Source organism: Rhodoferax sp. P2_H8_2, assembly GCF_056403235.1.
On record NZ_JBFUFW010000008.1, the window covers coordinates 78,925 to 99,439 of the forward strand.

The window sequence follows — 20,515 nt, forward strand, 5'->3', positions numbered from 1 at the left end:
GCGGGCGCCAGCGCTTGATTTGACTTAAAAAGTTTCCCAGTCTTCGTCGCCACCAGCAGTCACCGGCTTGGAGCTGCTCTTGGGAGCCGCCGCATGCGCCACGGGGGTGGATGCCCTGGGAGCGGCCAAAGGTTTGGTAACGATGGCGCGTGCAACAGTTTTGGAAACACCAGCAGTGGGCTTGGGCAGCGTTGCTTTTGCGGGGCGGGGGCCAGGCAAGGCCGCAGAGTAGGCACCATGGTCTGACGACAGCTTGAACACCGCCACGGTCTGCACCAGATCGCCGGACTGGCCTTTGAGGCTGGTTGCAGCCGCAGCCATTTGCTCCACCAGCGCCGCGTTTTGCTGCGTGCTCTGGTCCATCTGCGCGATGGCTTGGTCCACCTGCGCCACACCGGCGCTTTGCTCATTGCTCGCGGCACTGATCTCACCCATGATGTCAGTCACGCGGCGAATGCTGGCTACCACTTCAGTCATGGTGCTACCGGCCTTGTCGACCAGCGCCGTGCCCTGCTCCACGCGTTCCACGCTGGCACCAATAAGGTTCTTGATTTCCTTCGCCGCCTCTGCACTGCGGCCCGCCAGTGAACGCACTTCGCTGGCCACGACCGCGAAGCCCCGGCCTTGCTCGCCGGCACGTGCGGCCTCCACCGCGGCGTTGAGGGCAAGGATGTTGGTCTGGAAGGCGATGCCATCGATCACGCTGATGATGTCGCTGATCTTGCGGCTGGCGTCGTTGATGCCTTTCATGGTCTCCACCACCTGGCCGACGACTTCCCCGCCCTGAACGGCGACCGTGCTGGCACTTTGCGCCAGCTGATTGGCCTGGCGCGCGTTGTCCGCGTTCTGTTTGACGGCGGAATTCAGTTGCTCCATGCTGGCCGCAGTTTCTTGCAGCGCGCTGGCCTGTTGTTCGGTGCGGGCACTCAGGTCGTGGTTGCCTTGGGCGATTTCGGCGCTAGCTGTGGACACCGATTCGGAGCCGCTGCGCACACTGGACACCACGCTCACCAGCCCGTCCTGCATGGCGCGCAAGGCGCGCAACAGCTGGCCGGTTTCATCGCTGCTGCTGGTGTCAATGCGCGAGGTCAGATCGCCCGAGGCCACCGTTTCGGCAATGGTGACCGCCTGGGAGATGGGGCGCGTAATCTTCTTCGTCATCACCGCGGCCAACACACCCGCCACCACAAGGGCCACGGCGATGGCCAGGAACATCTGCATGCGCAAATTCTGACTCTGGGCCCGCGAGGCTGCTACATCGCGTTCGCCAGTGTCGCGAACCTCCGTCTTGGCAGACTCCACCGCGGCGACCAGGGACATCAGCAGCGGACGGCATTCACTCACGATCTGTTTGGACGCGCCATCGCGGTCGCCTGCGAGCGCCTTCTTCACAATCTCGGTGGCGATCGCGGCGTACTTGATCTCGATCTTTTCAATTTCTTCTATCTTGCGCAGCAAACCTGCCGCGCTCGCACCGTCTTCAGTCAGCGCGGCCTTCAGGTTTTTCATGGATGTATTGATCCGCTCAAAAGAAACGTCGATACTTTTCTTCTCGATCGCGACTTGGGCGGCATCGTCCAGCAGCACGATGTTTCGGGCCGCCACAGCGCGGGCGTTGACCGCATCGAACAGCGTGACTAGCATTCCATCCTCCCTCTCCACTACATTGATCTGGTGCTCGAAGTTGGCCTGCGCAGTGCTGAGGTTGCTGAGTGCCATCACCGACACCATCACTACGGCCAAGGCCAGGATCAGGTAGCTGAAGATGAGGCGGGCCTTGATGGTCCCGAAATTGAAACCCGGTTTGGCTTGGCTATCCATGGTGGTGGTCTCCCTTGGTTGATGGTGTTCTCTCTATCCCACTGGCTTGGCTACATGCCCCAACGACGGATTCCACAGTGCTTCCAGGTTGGCCCCGGCCCTGCGGTTTTTAAGATGAACGATTCCTGCCAAAAGTTTTGGCACCCAAGCGACGTGATTGCTGTTGTTATCCGCAAGGACTCCTTTGTCATCCCACGGGTTTTGTTGCCATGGGGAGTCGTCACATGCTATTTACCGATCGCCGCAAAATATTACCCCCAAACGCTGGCTTGGGGGACTTTTTTTGGTGCCTCAATATTGTGGTTAGGCCACAAACACGGTCAATACACCGGTATAGCCATACAAGTGGTCATGGGCGATTTCGCCGCCGGCAAAGAAGCCTACCAGCGGCACATCGCCCAGCACGCGCCGCACGATCTGCAGCTCCGCGCTAGGGCCACCGAAATGCGGCCCACCGCGGCCCGAGCAGCTGACATAGACCGCGCCCAGAATACGCTCGGCCCCACCAGATTCCGGCTCAGGCGCATCCGCAGAATGCGCTGACGTCACGGCGATTTCTTCTGGCTCCAGCTCTTCCCGGATCTCGGCGCAGATACGCATGAGGTCGGCGCGCGCGGCGTGCACATTGCGCTGGCAAAACGTGAACTGCATACCGGATTGCACATAGTCTGCAATCGCCACGCCGCGGCGGCCCGGGTCCAGCCCGATGATGTGGCGCACCATGGTATCGCTGCCAAAGTTGCCAGCCGGCGGTGCAATGCGAGTTGCGTCTTTTTCGGGTGCGGCACTAAGACCCACCAGCGTGGCACGCACCACGTCCAGCGCTCGCTGCGGCTCTTCCAGCGAAATGGCCAGGTCTTCCAGCAGCACGTCCAGCGCGGGCTTGCCGTCCAATTGCAACACCAGGTTGTGGTCCGCTTCAGTCACCGTGCGCTGCTTCGCGACGGGCTTGCAGCCTTGGGTGACACGCGACACCATGCTCACCTCGGAACCAAACGCCACGCCGCTCAAGCCGCCACTGAACACGCCACTGGCAGCGCCATAGCCGCGCAGATTGCCGTCGCCTGCAATCGCAAACTGCATGCTTGTGGATCTGCTGCTGGCAACGCCGCCAAACAGATAACCACTGTCGGTGCGCGCCGCCATCTCGCCCACCAGCTCAGCCAGATCAACGGTCGATGCATCGGCATGCACCAGCGCAGTCGCTGCTTCAAAACCAATGCCCAGTGGCGCCACGCCGGAGAACACGCGGTACTGGTCGGCAGGAACATCCAGCAGCATGACCGCCATCGCGGGCTCGTCAAAATATTCCACGCCGTTGGCCGCGATGCCTATGCCCACGGTGCCGGACCAGTCGGTCACCCAGGGCAGCTCCGCACCCAGGTGCTCCAGAATGTCTTGCGCGTAAGGCGCGTAGTGGTCGGTGATGTAGAGCAGCGCAAGCGAAGGGCTGCGGGCATAGCCGGGCAAGGCCATCTGGCCGCGCAACTGGGCCAACACCAGCGCCGCCGCCATACCCCACTGCGGATGCGTGGCGTGGGCGTTTGGGAAAAGGAGCATGGCGAGCGCCCTCCTTCAAAAGGTTGTGCTAACGGGTCGTACGTTTTGCCGCTGTGCGCGCCGCAGCGCGTTTGGCAACCGTTTTTTTACCGGCGGCCTTGGCCGATTTCAAAGCTTCCTTGGCGAATCCGGTTGCCATGTTTTTGGTCATGTCGACCGCCGTTTTGGCCGTGGCCTCTTTCATTGCGCTACTGGCAATTTGCTGGAACTGTTGCGTCAGCGACCCCCACAACTGCAGTGGGTCCACCATACCGGGCACACCTGCCGCAGCCGCTTTCGCTTTGCCGGACTTACTGTTGCCACTTGCCACATCGGAAATGGTCTTGGCGGTACTGGCCGCTTTCTCTGTAACCCGCTGCACGCTGGAAGCCACTGAGTCCGCCGCCTTGAGCTTGAGCGCGTTGGCCACGTCGCCAATGTTGAAGTTCATGCCCTTGAGCGTGGCCAGCGTCATCTTCTGCACTTCCAGCGCCTGGATGGTGGCGCCCAAAGCACGGGAGTTTTGTTCCAGCCAGAAGTGCACGTTCTTGAGTTCTTCAATGCGTTTTTCCAACTCCTCCACGTTCAACGTGGGCGCAACCCAGTTACCCAGGTTGGGCATTTGCGGAATATTGTTGGTCGCGCCTTTGGCCAGGTTTTGCAGGAAATCGAAACCGGGAACGAATTTGCCAAAGCCTGATTGTTCTGAATCGCTCATGGAGTCTCCTTGGGAAGGCTGGAACTGACTGTGTCAGCTTACTCCAATTTCCGCCCCCTAAGGCTTCACGGTCGAAACCGGAACCTTCACCTCCAGCTTGCTCTCCTTGCCCTTGCCGTCCTTGAACACCAGCGTCATCGGAATCGTCGTTTCTTTCACCAAAGGAAGCTTCAGGTCCATCAGCATCACGTGATAACCGCCGGGTTTCAACTCAACGGCCTGGCCTGCCGGCAAATCCAGCCCCCCTTCGACGGCACGCATCTTCATCACGTCGCCATCCATCTTCATTTCATGCACCTCGGCTACACCGGCGACGGGCGACGACACGCTCACCAGCTTGCCTGCGTCCCTGGAGGTGATCGTCATGAAAGCACCGGTGGCCTTCTGGCCCTGCACCGTGGCACGTGCCCATGCATTTTTGACGTCCAGGCTTTGCGCTTGTGCAATACAAGGCGCGGCAATGGCCACGATGGCTGCGCCGATAAATGACGTGAATTTCATAAGTACTCCTGTTGAAAATAAATGGAGATCAGTGGTTGTGGCCGCCGGGGGCGGCTTGTACATCCAGAACTTCCAGCAACGCGGCGGGGTTCTTCAAACCCTTGGTCGCGGTGCCAGATGTTGGCACTTCGACCCAGGCCGTGCTCCCCTTCTCGCAAGTTTGCACAACCTTGAACCACAGCGGTCCGGGCTTGGCAGGCGTCGTGCCGCGCAACACAAACTCATCGTAGAACGCGTCGGGCAACGCATTCTCGGCCCCCTTGGCGACCCAGCTGATTTCCAACACACCGTCGCTGAAGGTCTTGCCGTGCGACGCATACGGCTGGGCCAGCTTGCCTACCTTGGTGGTCACCGTCCAACCCGCCTTGGGCATGGGCTGCGCGCCGTTGAAACCGGCTGGCAGCGTGACGGTGATTCCGGTAGTGGCGGAGCCGTCGCAGCCATGGCCCAAGCGCAGCACGGCGCGGTAGCTGGCACCGGCCGCAGCTGCGCCATCCTGCAAAACAATGTGGGCAAAAGAGGTTGTGGCGCCCATGGAAAGTGCGCAAGCAGCTATAAATTTAGTAGCAAATGGGAGTGACATAAGTTTCTTTTCAAAAGGGCAATCGCATCAAAGATCCCACTTCAGCTCTGCACTGTAGCTGCGCTGGGGGTAGGGGTGGAAGTTCCAGTACTGGTAGTTGTTCAGGTTGTCGATACCCAACGATGCACTCCAGTTCTTGCTGGCCTTGAAGCGCACGCGCACATCCGCCGTGAAAAACTCGCTGACGCCCTGGTAGGTATAGCCATTGACGTCGGCATTGTTCAGCGTGCGGAACTGCGGGCCGCTGTAGCGTGCGCCCAGGCTGGTGCTCCACTGGCTGTCCCACTGGTAGCTCAGCAACGCTGTCGCGCGCCAAGCCGGAATATTCGGCTGGCGTTTGCCGATCGTGTCACCAGCAACTGCTACAAAACCTGCGTTCTCCCTGATCGTGGAGTCGGTGAAGGTGATGCTGCCCGATACATCCAGGCCGTGCAGCCACGCGCTCTCGCCTTTGGCCGCGACTTCCAGGCCTTGCGTCTGGATGCGGCCCACGTTTTGCACTCGGCTGATGTTTCTGTTGGCCACTGCGTCCAACGTGGTTTGCGAATACAGCGCGTCCCGTGTGTCTTCCGCAAACCAGGTCGCACGCCAGCTCGCGTGGCCCAAGTCTCTCTCGACGCTCAGCTCGGTGGTCCAAGACTTCTCGGGCTTCAGGTTGGGGTCGTTGATGTACTGGGAATTGGTCGTCGACGTCGCGCCATACAACTCGGTCACGGTGGGGAAGCGCACCGCACGGCCCAGCGAGGCTTTGAGTACCGTGTCCTGCGTCAGCGCGTACGACAGTGCGGCCTTGGGCGAGACAAAGTCTTCGCTGTGGCCCGCGTAGCTTGCATTGGCCGCGTTGCCCGCGCCGAAGGTTGTGAAGCCATCTGCGGTGGCCCAGTTTTCCAGGCGGACACCCAGCACCGTTTTCCAGCGCGGGGCAAAAGCCCAACTGTCTTGTACATACAGCGCGCGGGTGATCGCGGTGCCCCCTGCGTCGTTGACCAGGCTGCCAGGCGCATCGGTGATCCAGTTGCCGTTGATGTTGGAGGTCAGCGTGCGAAACACGTAGCGGTCTTGCTGCAGGCCAAAGTCCACGATGTGCGCGCCCTGCTTGCCGTCAGGGCGCCAGATGCCCTTGAGCGCCAGCGCGTTCCAGCCCGTACCACCCGCGTCGGCCATCGTGCCTGCGCCACCGCTTTGCGCGGTGGGCAGCGGGTTATTCGCAGCGTTGCGGCGGTTGGTGTCGGTGCCATAGCGGTACTGGCTGGCAGCGATTTCCCAATCGAACGCACCCATCGCGTGGCTCTTGAGCGACAGGCCGTGCATGCTTTGTGTCAGGTCTTCATTGGTTAGTGGGTAGTCTCCACCACCAAGCGCGTTGGCGCCTGTAAACGCGAGGCCGCCGATGTTGATGGCGCCGCTGTAGACCGGATTGCCATTGGCATCGCGCAGGTAGGTGGTGGGGCGGCCTTCGGACGTGTTTTTCCACAGGCCGTAGGTGTAGCTCGCGCGCACGGTCGGTGTCACGTCGTAGGCCAGCTTGATCTTGGCGTGGTCTTGCCCCGTGGTGTATTCGGTGCCGGTACCCAGGTTGAACCAGGGCTGGTTCGCGTTGTTGGCGTCCAGCACTGCACCGGTGACTGCTACTCCCGCAGACCCTGCCACGCCCGCGCTCTTGAGGCGCGTAGGAAAAGTCAGCGGCTGACCATGGCTGTTGGTGCGGTTCAGGTTGATGAACCACGACCAGTCGCCTTCGCGACTGCCCAGCGAAGCACTGGTTTGCCAGGCCTTGTAGGTTTCGTTGGTGTTGTACACGCTGAAAGGCTGACTCACGTAACCAGCCTTCACATGCGCCTCCAGCTGCTTGGGCATGCGCGTCACGTAATCGACCACCGCTCCCACCGAGTTACCGGGGTAGGCGGCCGAGAATGGGCCGTACATCACGTCGACGCGCGCAATTTCTTCCGGCGTTACCAGTCCCCAGCGGGGCGCGTAAGTTGCGCCATTGCCCAGATAGTTGCTCAACAAAATGCCGTCGGCATAGACGGCCGAGCGCACGCTGTTGCCGGTGCCCGACGCGCGGCTGGACAGCACAGCGTGGTTGTAGTCGGCGATATAGCGCTTGCGCACCAACAGGCTTGGCAGGTAGCGGATCGCGTCTTCGCTGTCGGTGGCGTTGATGACCTGCTCAATCTGCGCGCCGGTGATGCCCTCCATCGTGGTTGGGATTTGCGTGGGCAACGAGGTAGGTTGACCGCTGTTGGTGATGGTCACGACGCCCAGGTCTTTGCCGGGGGTTTCGTGGTTGGCCCATGCGGGGCTAGCGAAAGGGAATGCGCTGACCGAAATGAAGCTGGCCAACGCAATGCAATGTTTGCGCATGAAATACTCTGAAATACCAAAGAAAACGGGCTGCAAAGCGCACAGGATGTGCGTAAGCAGCTACAAAATTGATAGCTCAGAGGGAAGGAGGTCCGCGCGCCGGAAGCGGCGCAGCGGTACGCGCAGCAATGTGCGCGCTGGGGATGCTCTGCAGGGCGTAGACCAGCGGTTGCGCGGGTTCGACCTGCGTCTGCAGGGCCATAGGCGGAGCCCCGCCGGTCACGCACAGCGGGCAGTCCATCGCGGACGCGCCCAGCTCAGACGTGCTGCCGTCATCCGCTTGCACCAACACCTTGGTGGCGCCAGACGCCGAGCAGACCAGCAGGATGTCCTGCGGTTTGACAATCGGCGAGGCCACCGCCACCCCGAGCGACAGCACAAACCACACCAGCATGAAGCGGGTCAGGTTGGTGAATCGGCGCAGGGTTTGCATGGCCTGATTATCACCGCAGCGGTTAGCATTGCTTTATGCCCCACGTGTTTCGTTCAGCTTTCCACTTCGCTTTCCACGTGACCGACCTGGACCAGGCCCGCCAGTTTTACGGTGGTGTCATGGGTTGCAAGGAAGGCCGCAGCACCGCCACCTGGGTGGATTTTGACTTCTTTGGGCACCAGATTTCCGTCCACCTTGGCACGCCATTTGCCACCACCAACACTGGCCGCGTCGGCGACCACATGGTCCCGATGCCGCACTTTGGTCTGGTGCTAGCACTGCCGGACTGGCAGGCTCTCGCAGCGCGCTTGCAGGCAGCAAAGCTCCAATTTGTGATGGAGCCGCAAGTGCGCTTTGCCGGTGAGCCGGGCGAGCAGTGGACGATGTTCTTCCTCGACCCCAGTGGCAACCCGATAGAGATCAAGGGCTTCGCCAATCTCGACAAGGTCTATTCGACATGAACTACACCTTCTGGTCCGCCACCATCCTGCTGGTCCTGATCACCGATCCGATCGGCAACATCCCCATCTTTGCCAATGCGCTCAAACACGTCGCGCCCGAGCGCCGCGCCAAAGTCATCCTGCGCGAAATCCTGATTGCGTTTGCGCTGTTGTTGACCTTTATGTTTGTCGGCGAGAGCTTTCTGGAGGTGATGAACCTCTCCGAGCTGTCGCTGCAGATCGGCGGCGGCGTGATTCTGTTTTTGATCGCACTGCGCATGGTGTTCCCGCCAACCCATGGCACAGAAGCTGAGCTGGTAGGCGAGCCGCTGATCGTGCCACTGGCCGTACCCGCTGTTGCTGGTCCCTCTGCACTCGCAACCGTATTGCTGCTGGTGTCCCACCAACCCGAAAAGCGACTGGAATGGATCGCCGCGCTATGCGTCACGATGCTGATCAGCGCCGTGGTACTGGTCTCCGCCGAACGCATCCAGCGCATCATCGGCGACAAGTTGGTGCTGGCGATGGAACGGCTGATGGGCCTGGTCTTGGTGGCGGTCGCCATTGAGATGATGCTGGGTGGGGCCAAAGTGTTCATCTTGCGGCTGATGAATGGACAGGGATTGTGAGATTTTAGAGAGGGGATCTGAAATGCGTTTGAAACTTCTACTGATTGCACTCAGCGCAACCGCGGCGTCAGTCGCGGCCAATGCAGCCTCCTGCGACGGCATCGACAGAACGCTGACCGAGGCTCGAAAACTGGAGCTGGCGCCTGTGATTGCAAAGCAAATCAAAGTCCGCTCGGTGGATGTGCTGCAGTCGTATCGCAATGGCAACTGGCACATCATTTATGTCAAAACGCATGTCACAGACAACGCATTCATCTTCTTCAAATCAGACCCTTTGAAGAGCCAATATCTGGTGGCATGGGGAGGTCGAGCGGACCCCGATGAGGAACTGGAAATTGCGAAATGGGTGAAGCAAAAGGCGAAGGGCATTCCACCGACTCTGGCGAAATGCTTTGCGTGGCATGTCACCAAGGATCGGGACCTGTAAGGCCCACAGGGCACAAGCGTTGACTGTCACACTATTCCATGAAGCTCGCCAATTTACTGCAACGCGACAACAACAATTTCGACCTCTTTCGGCTCATTGCCGCTGCAATGGTGATCTACGGCCACGCCTATGCGTTGGCCCCTCAAGAAGGTTATACGGACTTCATCGGTAGCAAGCTGCCGTACGACTATTCCGGCTCGCTAGCTGTAAAAATATTCTTCTTTCTCAGTGGCCTGGTGGTCACCGACAGCTTGTTGAAGAAACGCGATATTTGGGCCTTCGTCATAGCCCGCGTGTTCAGAATATGGCCCGGCCTCATTGCGTTGCTTGTTGTCACTGCTTTGGTGGTGGGTCCGCTGGTTACCAGCCTGCCGTCGCACGAATACTTCACGCAAGGTCAAACGTATTTGTACCTGCTCAAAAACGCTGTGCTCTTCGCAAACCACCAGTTGCCCGGTGTTTTTCTGGACAACCCCTATAGAGCCGCGGTCAATGGCTCACTCTGGTCGCTCAGGATAGAGGTCCTGGCGTACATCTCACTTCTGATTTTGTTCTCCATTGGTGCTTTCAAGGCGATTGGGTCAGGCATCGCAGGCCGATGCCTAGCCATAGGCGGTATTGCGCTCCTGTTTTTTGCCGCCGACCCAATCTTCGGAGCGCGATTCCTGCTGCCCTGGCGAACACCCAACCCCATGGTCGACTTGCTGATTCCGTGTTTTGCACTTGGAGCAGTTCTTGCCGCATTCAAGGAATCCATCGAGGTCAATCTGCCAACGTTGTTTCTCTTATGCCTGGCTTACTGGGTATTGAGCGATCTCCCCGCGTCTATCTACATCTTCTACGCGGCCGCGTTTTACGCAATCTTGTATATCTCATGGCAGCCATTTTTTCTCAAACTGAAGCCGCCCGTCGACATCTCCTACGGCGTATACCTCTGGGGATTCCTGATCCAGCAAATACTGGTATGTGTTTGGCCAGGTCACGGAACGCAATTCAACCAAATGGCATCGCTACTGATCGCCGCTCTTTTGGGGCTTGCGTCATGGCATCTGATAGAGAAGCGTGGGATTGCATTGGGGCAAAAACTGCTTTCGCGGCGAACCATTGCGAATCCGGTGGACTCAAAGGCGGCCTGAGGATAGCGGGGCCCGTCCACTCCAGGTCGCGCTATTTAGCCGAAACCTTCACCGTCTGCTCAATCGCCCCGAAGATATTCGCGCCATCACGGCCCTTCATTTCGATACGAATCGTGTCGCCGTCCTGCATGAACTCGGTGCTGGGCTTGCCGTCCAGAATGGTTTCGATGCAGCGCTTCTCGGCGATGCAGCTGTAGCCGTTGGGCCATTCCGTACGGCCCTTTTTCTCCACACCCTTATTGCTGACCGTGCCTGAACCAATGATGGAACCAGCGCGCACGTTGCGCGTCTTGCACAGGTGAGCAATCAGCTGCCCAAAATGGAATGTCATGTCAGGCCCGGCCTCGCACATGCCGACCTTGCGGCCGTTCCAGGTGCTTTGCAACGTGAGGTGCACACGGCCTTTAATCCAGGCGTCGCCCAGCTCATCCGGCGTCACCGCCACCGGGCTGAAGGCTGTGGCCGGCTTGCTTTGCACAAAGCCAAAGCCCTTGCCCAGTTCGTTCGGGATCAGATTGCGCAGACTTACGTCGTTGGCCAGCATCACCAGGCGGATGCCGTCCAGCGCGCGCTCTGGCGTGCAGCCCATGGGCAAGTCGCCGGTGATCACAGCCACTTCGGATTCAAAATCAATACCGTGCCCCACATCGGTCGACACGATCGGATCACAGGGCCCGAGAAAATCGTCGCTGCCGCCCTGGTACATCAGCGGATCGGTGTAAAAGCTTTCCGGCACTTCCGCGTTACGCGCCTTGCGCACCAGTTCCACATGGTTGATATAAGCCGAGCCATCCGCCCACTGGTAGGCACGCGGTAGCGGCGCCATGCACTGTGTGCTGTCGAACGGAAAAGCATTGCGGGCGCGGCTACTATTAAGCGCGTCGTAGACGTCCTGCAGTTGCGGGCTGAGGTAATTCCAGTCGTCCAGCACTTGCTGCATGCGGTTGACAATTTGCGAGGGGTAAGCCGCCTGGCTGAGGTCACGGGAGACGACGACCAACTGGCCATCGCGGGATCCGTCTTTATAAGTTGCGAGTTTCATAAGGGAATTGTCGCTCTGAATTACACTGAAAACGTTATACCGGTTATGTCCACCTTCTCCATGCCATCCCCTTCCCTGCCGAACCCGGCGATTGGTTCCATCGGCACGCGCGCGCAACGGCAGATGCTGGTTGGGCTAACCCTGTTGGTAATGCTGGCCCATTGGGGGCTATTGGGCGGACTGCCTTCCCTCTTGCCCAATTGGGATTCTGACGGCGGTTTGGCTGGCAGCAGCCGCAGCACAGAAGCCTTTGTGACCCGCACGATCCCGCTGCCCGCCTCGGAGCCTCCACCAGCGCCCCCTGCGCCCGCAGAGTCCGTGATGCAGATGCCTGCACCCATTGCCACACCAGCTCCCAGCTTTCAGGACATTGCACCTGTATCTCCCCTACCGCCCGCGCCCGCGGTATCGGCGGTACCACTGGCGCCATTGGCCCCGCTAACGCCATTTGGGGACGATGGCGACTCCGCCTATGGCGTGGCAGGGCTGGTCGATGACGGCACTCCGCTGGCCCTCGTCATCCCCAACCCAACACGCTTGCTGTATGACGTCAAAGGCGAGATCTCGGGCATTCCGTACTCTGCGAATGCAGAGCTGGTGTGGAAGCACGACGGCAAGAATTACGACGCCCGCCTGCAGATCACCCACTGGATCGCGTCTCGGACACAGACCAGCAAGGGCGCGCTCACCGCACAGGGCCTGGAGCCTCTGCGTTTCGGGGACAAGGTGCGCAGCGAAGTAGCCGCCCATTTTGAGCGTGAGAAGAACAAGGTCAGCTTCAGCGCCAACACGCCAGACGTGCAATTGACGGCCGGCGCGCAAGACCAACTCAGCGTCTTCATGCAACTGGCGGCGCTATTTGGCGGCAACCCCAACCGCCTGATCCAGGGTGTTGTGTTGTCTTTCCAGGCGATAGGCCCCCGCAGCGCGGAGAACTGGGTTTTCAAGGTCGGTGCGGCCGAGACGCTGAAACTCCCTGGCGGTGAAGTTCCCACCATCAAACTGGTACGCGACTCGCTGGGCGAAAACGATGCCAAAGCGGAAATATGGATTGCACCATCGCTGGGCTACTTGCCCGTTCGCATCCGCCTGACGCAAGGCAGTAGCGATTTTGTGGATCAAATGTGGCGTTCTACACAAATTCCCTGAGATTCACGGCGCGTATGCGTGAAAGCGCATAAATGCTGTTAACCTTGAAATCAGCAGAAACGCTACCAACTGGCCTCTTATCTACAGGAAATTAGTTGCGATGCACACACTCTACGATTCAGAGACCTTCTCCGTAACCCACATGTTGGCCAACGCAGAACTCGAAGGGATCGAACTCCCCGAAATCTCCGACTCCGACATGCAGATCCACTCTGTGCCGGTGCTGGCCCGTCACGGGTTCGAGATCGTGGACAAGCGCAGCGGCAAAGAGGTGTATCTGGATGGCTCCTGGGCCGAACTCTTCCAGCAGCACATCATGGCCTGGCAGGTGAATACGCCCACCCAGGAAGAAGTGGAAGACACGCTGGAGCAATACGCCGGGCTAGCGCAAAACCCGGTGATGGTTCACTAGGTCAAGCTTTTCAGCGCCGTCGCTACCTGCGCGACGGTGCGCTCCACGTGGTGGAGCTTGTCCAGGCCAAACAGGCCGATCCGGAACGTCATGAAATCGGCTGGCTCATCGCATTGCAACGGCACACCCGCTGCCGTCTGCAAACCCAAGGCCAAAAACTTCTTGCTGTTGTGAATGCCTGCGTCGGTGGTGTAACTCACCACCACGCCCGGCGCCTTGAAGCCCGGCGCGGCGACACTGGCAAAACCATTTCCCTCCAGCAGCGTACGTACTTTCAAACCTAATTCCAGTTGCTCTTGGCGCACCTTCTCCAGGCCATAGCGCGAGGTTTCATCCATCGTGTCACGCAAGCGCACCAGCGTGTCGGTCGGCATGGTCGCATGGTAGGCGTGTCCGCCAGCCTCATAGCTCTCCATGATCTGCAGCCATTTCTTCAGGTCTGCTGCAAAACTGGTACTGACAGTTCCATCGATGGCCGTGCGGGCACGCTCGCTGAGCATCACCATCGCACAGCCCGGTGAACTGCTCCAGCCTTTTTGCGGCGCAGTGATCAGCACATCCACACCAGTGGCTTGCATATCCACCCACAGCGTGCCGGACGCAATGCAATCAAGCACCAGCAACCCGCCGTGCGCATGCACGGCCTCGGCCATCTGGCGCAAATAGTCATCGGGCAACAACATGCCAGCGGCTGTCTCGACATGCGGCGCGAAGACGACGTCGGGCTTGTCGCGGGCAATCGTCTCCACGACCTCAGCGATGGGGCACGGCGCCCAGGGCGCTTGCGAGCCCTCGGCAATACGTCGAGCTTTCAACACGGTGGACGAGGCAGGAATATTGCCCATCTCAAAAATCTGCGTCCAGCGGTAGCTGAACCAGCCATTGCGCACAACCAGCGTTTTCTTGCCGGTTGCGAACTGGCGCGCGACAGCTTCCATACCAAAGGTTCCGCTGCCCGGAACAATGGCCACTGATTTGGCGTGGTAGACCTCTTTCAAGCTGCGGGAGAGATCGCGCATCACGCCCTGAAAGCGCTGTGACATGTGGTTGAGCGCGCGGTCGGTGTAGACCACCGAAAACTCAAGCAGACCATCAGGGTCGACCTGGGGTAACAAGCCTGGCATATGTTGTTCCTCTTTTGTAATGGTCGACAGGGCGATGCTGCGACAATTCAAACATTATGAGCCCGACCTACATTCTGACCCTGTCCTGCCCTGACCGCATGGGGCTAGTGCACGCCGTATCCGGCTTCCTGCTGGAGCAAGGTGGCAACATCGAAGAAGCTGCCCAGTACAACGACCCGGATACCGGCCTGTTTTTTCAGCGCGTGCAGTTCCGTTGTGTTCAGCGCACCCACGCAGACCTGCGCATCGCGCTGGGCCTGTTCGCCAAGCCGTATGAGATGCAATGGAGCCTGCACGCCACGGCCCAGCCCATGCGCACCGTGCTATTGGTCAGCAAGGAAGGCCATTGCCTGAACGATTTGCTGTTCCGCTGGAAGAGCGGTCTGCTGCCCATAGACATCCGCGCGATCATCTCCAACCACCGCGAGTTCTATCAGCTGGCCGCCAGCTACAACGTACCGTTCCATCACATTCCGATGACGGCCAACACCAAGGCACTTGCAGAAGCCAAACAGCTGGAAATCATTGCGGCCGAAGAAGCCGAACTGGTCGTGCTGGCGCGCTACATGCAAATCCTGAGTGACGACATGTGCCGCGCGCTCGCGGGCAAAGCCATCAATATCCACCATTCCTTCCTGCCCAGCTTCAAGGGTGCGAAGCCCTACTACCAGGCGCACGACCGCGGCGTGAAACTGATTGGCGCGACTGCGCACTATGTGACCGCCGATCTGGACGAAGGCCCGATCATCGAGCAGGACGTCGCCCGCGCAGACCACAGCAAAACCGTGGAAGACCTCACCGCGATGGGCCGCGACACCGAGAGCCAGGTGCTGGCCCGCGCCGTCAAATGGCACAGCGAACACCGCGTACTGCTCAACGGCCACAAGACCGTGATCTTCAAGTGAGCCTGTTGCGCTTAGCCTCCACCAAGATTGGCTGGATGCGCCAAGCGCGGGTGACGCCCGACACTTTGAATGTTGCATCGCATCTGGTGGGGGCTCCGCTGGCCCGCCCCTCGCAGCGCCTGTGGGCACTGGCGGTGGATGGACTGGCTGTGACCATCCTGTCCCATATACAAGCCTCATTGCTGGGCGAACCACCGCACTGGTCGGAAAACTTGGGGCTAAGCATCGGCTGGGCCATGGCGTATTTCACACTGGTGCCCTACTGGCTACATGGACAGACGCTGGGCAAGAAGCTGTTCGGCTTGCAGGTCGTGGAGCTGACGGGGCGGCCGCTGACACTGCTGTTGTGCTTCAGCCGTTACGGTGGATACGCTGCAGGACTGGCGACCGGAACCTTTGGCTTTATCCAAATACTGTGGGATCCGAACCGCCAAGCGATTCAGGACAAGATTGCGCACACCGTAGTGCTCGATACGCGCGCACCTAGAACCTTGTAAACCTAGCTGGCCGGGCGATCGCCCATCGCCTCACCCAAGCGCACCGGCCCGGCGGGCTGCCACTGCGCATTGAACTGCATCGCATCTTTGGGAAACAGCATCACCACGGTGGAGCCTAACAGGAAGCGCCCCATTTCTTCGCCTTTGCGCAGAGATACCGCGCCTGCGTCGTAGTGCCACTCGCAGATCTGCGGGCTGCGCGGCGGGTTTACCAGTCCATGCCAGACCGTGGCCATGCTGCCCACCACCGTGGCGCCCACCAGTGTCAACACCATGGGGCCGTGCGCCGTATCAAACACACAGACCACGCGCTCGTTGCGGGCAAAAAGGCCCGGTACGCCGCGTGCGGTAGTCGGATTGACGGAGAACAGGTCGCCGGGAACGTAAATCATGCGGCGCAGCTGGCCGTCGCATGGCATGTGGATGCGATGGTAGTCACGCGGGCTCAGGTAGATCGTGGCGAAGCTACCGTTATCAAACTGCGCGGCCAGTGTTGCATCGCCACCGACCAGCGCGGTCGAGCTGTAAGTGTGGCCCTTGGCCTGGAACAGCTGGTCTTTGTCAATCGCGCCGAACTGGCTGATCGCGCCGTCTACCGGGCAGATGAAATCAGCAGCAGCCAATGGACGCGCGCCTTCTTTCAACGCGCGGGTAAAGAATTCATTGAAGCTGGCGTAGCTGGCGATGTCGGAATTCGCAGCCTCGGCCATATTGACGCCGTACTTGCGAACAAACCAGCGAATCAGCGCCGCGGTGCGCGCACCGCCTTTATCACCAGCCACCCAGCCCCCAAACACAGTGAGTGCCCGTTTGGGAAAGAGGTATTGGGGCAAAACGGCGAGGCGATCGGACATGGAATATCAAGCAGGAAATCAGGAATTTCATTGTACCCAGCAGGCCCATGCGCCCAATGGGACAATGCGCGCACAGAGACAGCCATTTCAGGATACCCATGCAAGCAACTGCAACTACAGCCGCCTATAGCGCACTCACCACCCGATTCACCCGCCTGTACCGCTATAGCCACTTGGGCTCCCTGGCCGGTTGGGACCAGGCCGCGATGATGCCGTCCAAAGGCAACTCAGCGCGCGGCGCAGCGATGGCTGAGCTGCAGGTGTTGATGCACCAGACCCTGACCGATCCGGCCATGCCTGATTTGATGAAAACAGCAGAGCAGGAAAGTCTGGACAGCACACAGCGCGCCAATCTGCGTGAGATGCAACGCGACTGGAGCCTGACCAATCTGCTGCCGGAAAAGTTAGTGGAAGCGCAAAGCCTGGCGGGCACCCGCTGCGAACACGCATGGCGCACACAGCGCAAGGAAAACGACTGGGCGGGCTTCCTGGTGAACCTGCGCGAAGTGGTTGCACTGTCGCGCCAAGAGGCGCAAATCCTCTCCGACGCGCAGGGCGTGAGCCCCTACGACGCATTGATGTCCAAGTACGAACCAGGCACGCGATCTGCAGACATTGAAACAATTTTTGGCGATGTCAAAACCTGGCTTCCCAACCTGATCACCAAGGTGCGCGACAAGCAGGCCAACGAAACCACGCTGGAAGCCAACGGCCCCTTCTCCATCGAGAGCCAACGCGCGCTGGGTGTGGAAGTCATGGCCATCCTCGGCTTTGATTTCGACGGTGGCCGGCTCGATATTTCCACGCACCCGTTTTGCGGCGGCGTTGCCGAAGACGTGCGCATCACCACGCGCTACAACGAAGACGACTTCAAGCGCAGCATGATGGGCATCGTGCACGAAACCGGCCATGCGCGCTACGAGCAAAACCTGCCGCGCGACACAGTGCACCTGCCGGTGGGCCGTGCCCGCTCCATGGGCATCCACGAAAGCCAGTCGCTGTCGTTTGAAATGCAACTCGGGCGCAACCCGGCCTTCCTGCAATTGATCTCCCCTCTGGTGAAGAAGCATCTGGGTGATCAGAAGGCCTTTGATGCAGACAACCTCGCAAAGCTCTACACCCGCGTGAAGCCGGATTTCATCCGCGTCGATGCCGACGAGTTGACGTACCCCGCCCACGTCATCCTGCGCTTTGAAATTGAGCGCGCCTTGGTGGATGGCGAGATCCAACCCGAAGACATCCCTGCGATCTGGGACGAAAAGATGATGCAGTACCTGGGTGTCGATACCCGCGGCAATTACCGCGACGGCTGCCTGCAGGACATCCACTGGACCGGTGGCAGCTTTGGCTACTTCCCCAGCTACACATTGGGCGCGATGTATGCGGCGCAGTATTTCGCAACCATCCGCAAGCTGCACCCCGATCTGGATGCGCTGATCGCACGCGGCGAACTTGCAGCCATCTTCGACTGGCTCAAAGCCAACATCTGGAGCCAAGCCAGCCTGTGGGATACCAATGAACTGGTGCGCCGCGCCACCGGCGAAACGCTAAACCCCAGCCATTTCCGCGCCCATCTGGAGCGGCGTTACCTGGGTTAAGTTGCAGACCTCAGTGCGTGGCCTCGGGCAGGCTGCGCACATTGCGAATGCCCGGGTGGTGCCATGCCCACAGTGCCAGCAGCAGCGTGCCAACGCCGCCCAGGCCCATCGCATAACGCAGTCCCAGGTGTTCGCCCAAGTAGCCGCCCAATAGCGCACCAGGGCCTGCGGGAATCAGAATCAACCAGCGCATGGTGCTGGTCATGCGCCCCAGCAAGGGCTCGGGCGTCACGGCTTGGCGCAGCGCCAGGAAGTTGATGAACAGCAGCACCGCGCCCAGTCCAAAGCAAATCAGCATCAGCACAAAAGACGCAATACCCCAAGGGCCTACCGGCATCAACGCGAGTTGTAGCCAGCCCAGACTGGTGACGGCAATACCCAGGACCAGACAGGGGCCTGGGCCAATGCGGCGGGAGATGCGGTTGCCAAAAATGCTGGCCAGCACGGTGCCTGCACCCAAGCCGACGTAGCACAGGCCCACCTGGTTTTCGTTCAAGCCCAACTCCCGGGTCGCAAACAGAATCTGCACCACCATCGCGCACTGGTGAAACAGCTGCCAGGCACCTACCGAGACCGACAGGGACACCAGCAATGGCTGACCGACCACAAACTGCAGACCTTCCTTCAGATCGCGCCAGAAATGCGTTTGCTCCTTGCTAACCAGATTCTCAGTAACCTTCAGGCCACGCAGAATTAACACGCTGAAGATCAGCAACAGCGCATCCGCCAACAACGCGAACGGCGCTCCAAGCATCTTGATCAGCGCACCTGCGACACCAGGGCCGGCGACTTCTGCCCCCGAAGAGGCCAGCGCGTTCTTTGCATGGGCCTCCACCAGCCGCTCGCGCGGCACCACCTGGGTCAACACGATCTGCGAGGCGGTACCCGCCGTGACGAACACGCAGCCGATGGAGAAAGCCACGATGTACATGAAGGGCATGTTTAGCAGATCGAAGTACCAGGCGACTGGCACGCTGGCCAGCACGATTGCGATTACGCCTTCGCCGATCACATAGACAGGCAGCTTGCGCACGCGATCAAGCCAGACACCGGCAGGCAGCGACAGCAACACAAAGGGCAGCAGCTCCATCGCGGTCAGCACACCCATCTGCGACGGAGTGGCTTTCAACAACACCGCAGCAGTGAGCGGCAAGGCCAGCATCGTGATCTGGCCACCAAACGAGCTAATCAGAATGGACAGCCACAAGCGCCGGTACGTGGCGTCACGTAACAGGTCATGGGCAGGGAGCGCAGGCCACATTGCCCGCAAACGGAGCAATAGCTGGCGCCCTGCGCTTGTGGCTTTGGGCGTCATGGATTGGATTGGGGGTAGCAGGGGTCTTGCAGTGACAAAACCCTGATGGTTCATTCTAGCCAAGTGTGACAATGGTGGAATGAGCACCGCACGCATTCCACCTATCCAGTGTCTATTGACGTTTGAAGCACTGGCCCGCTTGCGCTCGGTCACGCTGGCGGCGGAAGAGTTGTTCGTCACCCCCAGTGCCGTCAGCCACCGCGTGCGCCAGCTCGAGCAGATCATTGGCACCAAACTGTTTGGCCGCGCCGATTTTTCACTGACGACCGAAGGCAGCGAATACTTGGCCCATGTGCGCGAAGGATTGGCGACGCTGCAAAAATTTCCATCGTCTTCGGCCGCACCTGGCAAACGCAAACTGCGCGTTGCGGTGACGCCCACGTTTGCACGCTCGCTCCTGATCCCGCGCCTGCGCCAGTTCACTGAGGCCTATCCCGAGATTGATTTGACGCTGGGCGTCTCCATCCCCTTGCTGGACGTGGTGGCCGAAGACGCCGACCTGACCGTGCGCTTTGGCCCCGGCCGCTATGCCGATCTGGAGTACGTGTGCCTGACCAAAGACGAAGTGACGCCACTGGCTTCGCCCACCTTTGTACGCGAGCACGGACCGTTTGAAGCGGCACAGGACTTGCAGAATGTTTCGCTGCTGCGCAGCCCGCTGGAACCCTGGCGGACCTGGTTCGCGGCGGTCGGCCTGGACTGGCCCGAGCCGGTCGAAGGCTCGCAGTTCAATGATATTGGCTTGATGTGCGACGCGGCCGCCGCCGGTATGGGCGTGGCGCTGGTACGCCTGAAGCTGGGCGCACCATGGCTGGAAAACGGATCGCTGGTGCGACTGGGCACCCATGACGTGTTCCTGCGCAACATCCCCAGCCCGCACGCGCACTACCTGTGCTGGCGCACCGGCGCGATGGACCGCTGGGAGGTCAGCGCGTTTGCGGAGTGGTTGAAGCGGACGCTGGCATGACCCCCACGGTGGGGCGGTCGTTTCACGGGGCGGTGCAAGATTTTTCATGCCGGCTGGA

General features: G+C 60.0%; 21 protein-coding genes. 10 read left to right on the forward strand and 11 right to left on the reverse strand.

Features of this window, described 5'->3' with window-relative positions:
- Positions 1–24: 24 nt before the first annotated feature.
- The 7 genes from AC1DV6_RS14395 to AC1DV6_RS14425 all read right to left on the reverse strand — a co-directional run bounded on the left by AC1DV6_RS14395 (position 25) and on the right by AC1DV6_RS14425 (position 7,962).
- Positions 25–1,821: a methyl-accepting chemotaxis protein gene (locus AC1DV6_RS14395; RefSeq protein WP_477978521.1), complete on the reverse strand. Its 1,797-nt coding sequence runs from the start codon at positions 1,819–1,821 to the stop codon at positions 25–27.
- Between the two features lie 303 nt (positions 1,822–2,124).
- Complete coding sequence (locus AC1DV6_RS14400; RefSeq protein ID WP_477978522.1) at positions 2,125–3,381, reverse strand: FIST signal transduction protein; 1,257 nt, start codon at positions 3,379–3,381, stop codon at positions 2,125–2,127.
- Between the two features lie 28 nt (positions 3,382–3,409).
- Entirely contained in the window at positions 3,410–4,078 is a 669-nt protein-coding gene (locus tag AC1DV6_RS14405) for a PhaM family polyhydroxyalkanoate granule multifunctional regulatory protein (protein ID WP_477978523.1), read from the reverse strand.
- A gap of 57 nt (positions 4,079–4,135) precedes the next feature.
- Positions 4,136–4,579: a copper chaperone PCu(A)C gene (locus tag AC1DV6_RS14410; RefSeq protein ID WP_477978524.1), complete on the reverse strand. Its 444-nt coding sequence runs from the start codon at positions 4,577–4,579 to the stop codon at positions 4,136–4,138.
- Positions 4,580–4,607: 28 nt separating this feature from the next.
- Positions 4,608–5,114, reverse strand: a complete 507-nt coding sequence (locus AC1DV6_RS14415; protein WP_477978526.1) for a YcnI family copper-binding membrane protein — start codon at positions 5,112–5,114, stop codon at positions 4,608–4,610.
- A gap of 75 nt (positions 5,115–5,189) precedes the next feature.
- A complete protein-coding gene (locus AC1DV6_RS14420) occupies positions 5,190–7,529 on the reverse strand; it encodes a TonB-dependent receptor (RefSeq protein WP_477978528.1) in 2,340 nt (779 codons plus the stop codon).
- Positions 7,530–7,605: 76 nt separating this feature from the next.
- Positions 7,606–7,962 carry a hypothetical protein gene (locus tag AC1DV6_RS14425; protein ID WP_477978530.1) on the reverse strand — a complete coding sequence of 119 codons (357 nt, stop codon included), beginning with the start codon at positions 7,960–7,962 and terminating at the stop codon, positions 7,606–7,608.
- A gap of 35 nt (positions 7,963–7,997) precedes the next feature.
- On the opposite strand from AC1DV6_RS14425, the gene AC1DV6_RS14430 reads away from it, so the two are divergent.
- From AC1DV6_RS14430 to AC1DV6_RS14445, 4 genes are read left to right on the forward strand one after another with little or no spacing between them, the layout of a single operon-like run.
- Positions 7,998–8,423: a VOC family protein gene (locus AC1DV6_RS14430; RefSeq protein WP_477978532.1), complete on the forward strand. Its 426-nt coding sequence runs from the start codon at positions 7,998–8,000 to the stop codon at positions 8,421–8,423.
- Complete coding sequence (locus AC1DV6_RS14435; RefSeq protein WP_477978534.1) at positions 8,420–9,031, forward strand: MarC family protein; 612 nt, start codon at positions 8,420–8,422, stop codon at positions 9,029–9,031. The genes AC1DV6_RS14430 and AC1DV6_RS14435 overlap by 4 nt, the downstream gene beginning before the upstream one ends.
- A gap of 22 nt (positions 9,032–9,053) precedes the next feature.
- Positions 9,054–9,458 carry a hypothetical protein gene (locus AC1DV6_RS14440; protein WP_477978536.1) on the forward strand — a complete coding sequence of 135 codons (405 nt, stop codon included), beginning with the start codon at positions 9,054–9,056 and terminating at the stop codon, positions 9,456–9,458.
- A 38-nt stretch (positions 9,459–9,496) separates the two neighbouring features.
- Entirely contained in the window at positions 9,497–10,594 is a 1,098-nt protein-coding gene (locus tag AC1DV6_RS14445; RefSeq protein WP_477978538.1) for an acyltransferase family protein, read from the forward strand.
- 31 nt (positions 10,595–10,625) lie between these two features.
- Here AC1DV6_RS14445 and AC1DV6_RS14450 read toward each other — a convergent pair whose 3' ends face one another.
- Positions 10,626–11,636, reverse strand: coding sequence for a fumarylacetoacetate hydrolase family protein (locus tag AC1DV6_RS14450; protein WP_477978540.1), 1,011 nt, complete (start codon positions 11,634–11,636; stop codon positions 10,626–10,628).
- A gap of 60 nt (positions 11,637–11,696) precedes the next feature.
- Here AC1DV6_RS14450 and AC1DV6_RS14455 point away from each other — a divergent pair, with 60 nt between their 5' ends.
- Positions 11,697–12,785: a DUF3108 domain-containing protein gene (locus tag AC1DV6_RS14455; RefSeq protein ID WP_477978542.1), complete on the forward strand. Its 1,089-nt coding sequence runs from the start codon at positions 11,697–11,699 to the stop codon at positions 12,783–12,785.
- 100 nt (positions 12,786–12,885) lie between these two features.
- The gene (locus tag AC1DV6_RS14460; protein WP_477978544.1) at positions 12,886–13,197 is read left to right on the forward strand and encodes a BTH_I0359 family protein; all 312 of its coding nucleotides are present in this window, start codon (positions 12,886–12,888) and stop codon (positions 13,195–13,197) included.
- Here AC1DV6_RS14460 and AC1DV6_RS14465 read toward each other — a convergent pair.
- Complete coding sequence (locus AC1DV6_RS14465; RefSeq protein WP_477978546.1) at positions 13,194–14,321, reverse strand: aminotransferase class V-fold PLP-dependent enzyme; 1,128 nt, start codon at positions 14,319–14,321, stop codon at positions 13,194–13,196. The genes AC1DV6_RS14460 and AC1DV6_RS14465 overlap by 4 nt on opposite strands.
- A 56-nt stretch (positions 14,322–14,377) precedes the next feature.
- Between AC1DV6_RS14465 and purU the strand changes: the two genes are divergently transcribed.
- Entirely contained in the window at positions 14,378–15,226 is an 849-nt protein-coding gene (gene purU, locus AC1DV6_RS14470) for a formyltetrahydrofolate deformylase (protein WP_477978548.1), read from the forward strand.
- On the forward strand, positions 15,223–15,723 hold the full coding sequence (locus tag AC1DV6_RS14475; protein WP_477978550.1) for an RDD family protein: 501 nt from the start codon (positions 15,223–15,225) through the stop codon (positions 15,721–15,723). Before purU ends, AC1DV6_RS14475 begins: the two co-directional genes overlap by 4 nt.
- Before the next feature lie 2 nt (positions 15,724–15,725).
- Here the strand turns inward: AC1DV6_RS14475 and asd are convergent, their stop codons facing one another.
- Positions 15,726–16,577, reverse strand: a complete 852-nt coding sequence (gene asd / locus AC1DV6_RS14480; protein ID WP_477978552.1) for an archaetidylserine decarboxylase — start codon at positions 16,575–16,577, stop codon at positions 15,726–15,728.
- 98 nt (positions 16,578–16,675) lie between these two features.
- Here asd and AC1DV6_RS14485 point away from each other — a divergent pair, with 98 nt between their 5' ends.
- On the forward strand, positions 16,676–18,175 hold the full coding sequence (locus tag AC1DV6_RS14485) for a carboxypeptidase M32 (RefSeq protein ID WP_477978554.1): 1,500 nt from the start codon (positions 16,676–16,678) through the stop codon (positions 18,173–18,175).
- Between the two features lie 10 nt (positions 18,176–18,185).
- Here AC1DV6_RS14485 and AC1DV6_RS14490 read toward each other — a convergent pair whose 3' ends face one another.
- Positions 18,186–19,490, reverse strand: a complete 1,305-nt coding sequence (locus AC1DV6_RS14490) for an MFS transporter (RefSeq protein ID WP_477978556.1) — start codon at positions 19,488–19,490, stop codon at positions 18,186–18,188.
- A 79-nt stretch (positions 19,491–19,569) separates the two neighbouring features.
- Here AC1DV6_RS14490 and AC1DV6_RS14495 point away from each other — a divergent pair, with 79 nt between their 5' ends.
- The gene (locus AC1DV6_RS14495) at positions 19,570–20,457 is read left to right on the forward strand and encodes a LysR substrate-binding domain-containing protein (protein ID WP_477978558.1); all 888 of its coding nucleotides are present in this window, start codon (positions 19,570–19,572) and stop codon (positions 20,455–20,457) included.
- Positions 20,458–20,515: the final 58 nt, after the last annotated feature.

Bases quoted from the DNA above. Each gene is read 5' to 3' on its own strand.
- AC1DV6_RS14395 (WP_477978521.1), bottom strand. From the start codon at position 1,821: ATGGATAGCCAAGCCAAACCGGGTTTCAATTTCGGGACCATCAAGGCC.
- AC1DV6_RS14400 (WP_477978522.1), bottom strand. From the start codon at position 3,381: ATGCTCCTTTTCCCAAACGCCCACGCCACGCATCCGCAGTGGGGTATG.
- AC1DV6_RS14405 (WP_477978523.1), bottom strand. From the start codon at position 4,078: ATGAGCGATTCAGAACAATCAGGCTTTGGCAAATTCGTTCCCGGTTTC.
- AC1DV6_RS14410 (WP_477978524.1), bottom strand. From the start codon at position 4,579: ATGAAATTCACGTCATTTATCGGCGCAGCCATCGTGGCCATTGCCGCG.
- AC1DV6_RS14415 (WP_477978526.1), bottom strand. From the start codon at position 5,114: ATGGGCGCCACAACCTCTTTTGCCCACATTGTTTTGCAGGATGGCGCA.
- AC1DV6_RS14420 (WP_477978528.1), bottom strand. From the start codon at position 7,529: ATGCGCAAACATTGCATTGCGTTGGCCAGCTTCATTTCGGTCAGCGCA.
- AC1DV6_RS14425 (WP_477978530.1), bottom strand. From the start codon at position 7,962: ATGCAAACCCTGCGCCGATTCACCAACCTGACCCGCTTCATGCTGGTG.
- AC1DV6_RS14430 (WP_477978532.1), top strand. From the start codon at position 7,998: ATGCCCCACGTGTTTCGTTCAGCTTTCCACTTCGCTTTCCACGTGACC.
- AC1DV6_RS14435 (WP_477978534.1), top strand. From the start codon at position 8,420: ATGAACTACACCTTCTGGTCCGCCACCATCCTGCTGGTCCTGATCACC.
- AC1DV6_RS14440 (WP_477978536.1), top strand. From the start codon at position 9,054: ATGCGTTTGAAACTTCTACTGATTGCACTCAGCGCAACCGCGGCGTCA.
- AC1DV6_RS14445 (WP_477978538.1), top strand. From the start codon at position 9,497: ATGAAGCTCGCCAATTTACTGCAACGCGACAACAACAATTTCGACCTC.
- AC1DV6_RS14450 (WP_477978540.1), bottom strand. From the start codon at position 11,636: ATGAAACTCGCAACTTATAAAGACGGATCCCGCGATGGCCAGTTGGTC.
- AC1DV6_RS14455 (WP_477978542.1), top strand. From the start codon at position 11,697: ATGCCATCCCCTTCCCTGCCGAACCCGGCGATTGGTTCCATCGGCACG.
- AC1DV6_RS14460 (WP_477978544.1), top strand. From the start codon at position 12,886: ATGCACACACTCTACGATTCAGAGACCTTCTCCGTAACCCACATGTTG.
- AC1DV6_RS14465 (WP_477978546.1), bottom strand. From the start codon at position 14,321: ATGCCAGGCTTGTTACCCCAGGTCGACCCTGATGGTCTGCTTGAGTTT.
- purU (WP_477978548.1), top strand. From the start codon at position 14,378: ATGAGCCCGACCTACATTCTGACCCTGTCCTGCCCTGACCGCATGGGG.
- asd (WP_477978552.1), bottom strand. From the start codon at position 16,577: ATGTCCGATCGCCTCGCCGTTTTGCCCCAATACCTCTTTCCCAAACGG.
- AC1DV6_RS14485 (WP_477978554.1), top strand. From the start codon at position 16,676: ATGCAAGCAACTGCAACTACAGCCGCCTATAGCGCACTCACCACCCGA.
- AC1DV6_RS14490 (WP_477978556.1), bottom strand. From the start codon at position 19,490: ATGACGCCCAAAGCCACAAGCGCAGGGCGCCAGCTATTGCTCCGTTTG.
- AC1DV6_RS14495 (WP_477978558.1), top strand. From the start codon at position 19,570: ATGAGCACCGCACGCATTCCACCTATCCAGTGTCTATTGACGTTTGAA.